At 44.8% G+C, this 3,256-nt stretch carries 5 protein-coding genes and 1 pseudogene; 1 reads left to right on the top strand and 5 read right to left on the bottom strand.

Annotated features, from left to right (window positions below; translation table 11 throughout):
- From AAE250_RS23695 to AAE250_RS23375, 5 genes and pseudogenes are all read right to left on the bottom strand, one after another.
- A pseudogene (locus AAE250_RS23695) lies at positions 1 to 135 on the bottom strand (mobilization protein MbpC); the annotation flags it as partial.
- Complete coding sequence (gene mbpB, locus AAE250_RS23390; protein ID WP_118497638.1) at positions 92 to 886, bottom strand: mobilization protein MbpB; 795 nt, start codon at positions 884 to 886, stop codon at positions 92 to 94. The gene mbpB and the pseudogene AAE250_RS23695, both read right to left, overlap by 44 nt.
- Positions 883 to 1,182 (bottom strand): mobilization protein MbpA, encoded by a 300-nt coding sequence (gene mbpA, locus AAE250_RS23385; RefSeq protein ID WP_117589894.1) that lies wholly within the window; start codon positions 1,180 to 1,182, stop codon positions 883 to 885. Before mbpA ends, mbpB begins: the two co-directional genes overlap by 4 nt.
- 305 nt (positions 1,183 to 1,487) lie before the next feature.
- Positions 1,488 to 1,826 (bottom strand): hypothetical protein, encoded by a 339-nt coding sequence (locus AAE250_RS23380; protein ID WP_117589887.1) that lies wholly within the window; start codon positions 1,824 to 1,826, stop codon positions 1,488 to 1,490.
- Entirely contained in the window at positions 1,816 to 2,061 is a 246-nt protein-coding gene (locus AAE250_RS23375; protein ID WP_117589888.1) for a type II toxin-antitoxin system Phd/YefM family antitoxin, read from the bottom strand. The genes AAE250_RS23380 and AAE250_RS23375 overlap by 11 nt, the downstream gene beginning before the upstream one ends.
- 427 nt (positions 2,062 to 2,488) lie before the next feature.
- Between AAE250_RS23375 and AAE250_RS23370 the strand changes: the two genes are divergently transcribed.
- Positions 2,489 to 3,256 (top strand): replication initiation protein (locus AAE250_RS23370; RefSeq protein ID WP_342289491.1); only part of this gene is annotated, 768 nt, incomplete at its 3' end.

Below are 3,256 nucleotides of genomic sequence, written 5' to 3'. Positions count from 1 at the left end.
GCGCTTTAATTCTTGATATACCAGTTCTACCGCAAGCTGCGGGTTCACTTTCGGGGTGGTGTCTTTCCTGCGTGGTCGGTATTGTCCTTGCTTAGAGGTGGAAACCTCCTTTTCCGGACGTGAGTTTGTTTCCATGTGATATGTTCATTGAGTTATACTTCAGTCTGCTTTGTGTCCTCTCGATATGGGCGAGAGTGTAGCCTTTCCCTATCTCGCTTGCCTTATACTCCGTACCGCTCCGGGCTGTGACATAGTAGCCGTTAAGTTTCCCGGTGCTTGCCCGGGCTTCCCGGACTTTGAAGCCCAGTTTGCCGAGTTCCTCTTGGAATTTGGCAAGGTCAAAGCCCTGCAGCTTCTTCAGTACTTCGTTCATGGCTTCCTTGATTTCCGCTTTGTTGGCTTTGCCGATGTCCTGCGACTGCACGAAGTTCCGTTCCTTGGCTATGGCGTTGGCGGCTTCCGTTGCCCGTTTCCCTATCCAGTTGTCCCGGTAGAGTTCCCCGGAAAGGGATATCCGGTTTGCCAGTATGTGCAGGTGGGCTTGTTCTTTCTTGCTCTCCGTACCGCTGTGCCGGATGATGATGTACTGGTGGTTCATCAGTCCCATGCGCTGCATGAAGTCATTACCAAGTTCTGCCCAGTCCGCATCGGTGAAGCTGGAGCTTTCCTCTATCGAGGGGCTGACCTCAAAACGCAGGCAGTTGTTCTTTACGTTCGGAAAATCAGTGAAGTAAGGTTTCATCTCCTGCACCATTTCCGCACCCGTACACCCGTAAAGCTCATGCCTGGCTATCTCGGTGGCTGCTGCCTGCCCGTCTATCTCCTTGGCGAGGTCATACTCCAGTGCCGCCACGCCATGTGATATGCTTTTCCCTTTCCCTATCATCGTGAGAGTATTTTTTGGAGTTCTGTGATTAGTGCCCGGTTCTCCTCGAACACTTCCCGGTACTGGCGACCACCGAAGTAGTTGTTCAGTCTTTGAAGTGTTCCTTTCAGCCGGGCGATGTCCCGGAAAAGTTCCCGTTCTTCTTCTGTGTACCTCTCCCTGGGACGCCCACCAAGGGAGAGACTCCTGCAGTACTCCGATGTGCTCAGACCGCACCGGGATGCTTGCTCCGAAAGTGCCGCCTTTTCAAGTGCGGTGCATCGGAATGTAATCTTTTCGTTCCGTCTTACTTCCATGCCACGAAGATAGGCAAAAAAATCTTTTTGAGCAAAGCGAGAAAAGCAAGAAATGTCCGACAAGGACACTTCTTGCTATATATACACATGCCGCATGGGAATGCACACAGCGCTAACACACTGCATAGGAACACAATTCTTTCTCTTTTCCCTGCCTTTCTCACAACGGAATACGGAGAACGGTCAAGGAGACGGGCTGGAAAAACCGCACGAGCCTGCGAGCGCAGGATTTTTCCAGAACCGGACTTGCGCAGCCCTTGACGGTTACGGAGTATGGAGTTATTTTTGCTACCGGAAAAGAGAGGTTAACCGATAAGTTCCTTTACTATTTGCTTCACGACATTCATTTTTACACTCGATGCGTCTGCCTTATCGTAAATAAGCAACAAATAAACTTTCCCCTCTTGTTCTGTTACAAGAGCGTTGTATGTGATGATACGAGCACCGCCAGACTTACCACGTCCTTTGGTCGCAATAGCCATTCGGATTTTACGGATATTAGGAGCTATTTCACTCCCTTGTAACGGTGTCTTTTCTAATTCCTTCCGAAACTCTATCAAATCCTTTTTGAAACTTTTGTATCTTTTTGCCAGTGCTTTGGCTTCTGTATCAAAATAGTCTGATGTTATTATTTCAAAGCTCATCTATTAATTCATCTAAGGATTTGAGTTTTATTTTCCCGTCCATGTGGTCTTTCACCTGCTGCAAAGCCCCTCTGAGCTCTCCAACTAAATCCCGCTTTGGTATGTAATCATCTTCCGCCACATTAATGACGATTGGTCTTTTATTCTTACGGGTAACAAAAACAGTTTCCGTTTCTGCCAGTTCAAAATATTTCTTCTGATTGGCTCTAAATTCACGTGTCGTAACTATCTGCATAATATCTATATATTTGATTTACATCGCAAATATAACATAAAAGAATTAACCGACAAACCATTTGTGTACCTATTTGTGTACCTATATGTGTACACGCAATAAAAAGCCGTTCCCAATCCTACCGCCCTACGGTTGGTTTTGCTTTGCTTTTTCCCGATTGTTTTTCCTTTTCCGATAGTAAAAAACGCCCTCTTAATCCCTAAATTCCCCTTGTCTGTTATAAGCATCGTCTATAATATGCTCTATCACTTTTGCGAAAAAGCCGATAAACAAAGGGGTTGAAGCATGTGTTTCCCTACATTTTGGGAGTTTTGTTCCTACACTTTGGGAGTTTTAATTCCAATTATTCCCTACACTTTGGGAGTTTTACCCTTCTTTTTTTGTTTTAATGTAGGCTTTACTTATCTTTGCGACAAATCAAACTCTTATGAAAAAGAAACTACCTATTACAAAAAACAAAGATGTAGTTGTATCATGGGTATATACATGGTCTAAACAGCAAGACATGTCCATACACGAACAAAGAATAGTCCTCCGCATATTGGAAGCGTGCCAAGCAGAACTGAAAGGGGTGAAACTGAAAGATTATGCAGGAACGAAACGTAAGTTTGAGCATGGGCTTTGGGATGTTGATGCACAAATGCATGTGTCTGACGTTATTTTTTCCGGGCGTGATTACAACGAAATCATAGCCGCACTCGATGCGCTGGCAGGACGTTTTTTTACTTACGAAGATGACGAGGAATGGTGGAAGTGTGGATTTATATCTAACCCAAAATACAAAAAACACACTGGCATTATAACTTTTCGTGTATCTAATGACCTTTGGGATGTGTTTACCAAATTCGCAAAAGGGTATCGGGAGTTTGAGTTAAACAAGGCTCTTGCGCTGCCTACGGGTTATTCCCTTCGATTTTACATGCTCATGAGTGGGCAGGTGTACCCTTTGGATATATCCCTTGAGAACCTGAAAGAACGCCTCGGAATACCTGCGGACAAATACAAAGACAAGAATGGAAAAGACAGAATTGACAACTTTGAGGAAAGAGTATTAAAGCCTGCAAAAGCTGCGCTTGATGAAAGTTGCCCATATACATTCAACTACGTGAAAGTGCGTGAAAACCCTAACAACAAACGTAGCAAAGTAACCGGGTTTAGATTTTACCCGGTATATCAACCCCAATTTAGAGATGAA

The organism is Bacteroides sp. GD17, assembly GCF_038448625.1.
Taxonomy (GTDB): Bacteria; Bacteroidota; Bacteroidia; order Bacteroidales; family Bacteroidaceae; genus Bacteroides.
The sequence above is the reverse complement of the archived record's forward strand: the minus strand, read 5'-3'. Positions and strand labels throughout refer to the sequence as shown.

What these genes read in the sequence shown, in the direction of transcription:
- mbpA (WP_117589894.1), bottom strand. Translation starts at nt 1,182, where the DNA reads ATGGAAGTAAGACGGAACGAAAAGATTACATTCCGATGCACCGCACTT.
- AAE250_RS23375 (WP_117589888.1), bottom strand. Translation starts at nt 2,061, where the DNA reads ATGCAGATAGTTACGACACGTGAATTTAGAGCCAATCAGAAGAAATAT.
- mbpB (WP_118497638.1), bottom strand. Translation starts at nt 886, where the DNA reads ATGATAGGGAAAGGGAAAAGCATATCACATGGCGTGGCGGCACTGGAG.
- AAE250_RS23380 (WP_117589887.1), bottom strand. Translation starts at nt 1,826, where the DNA reads ATGAGCTTTGAAATAATAACATCAGACTATTTTGATACAGAAGCCAAA.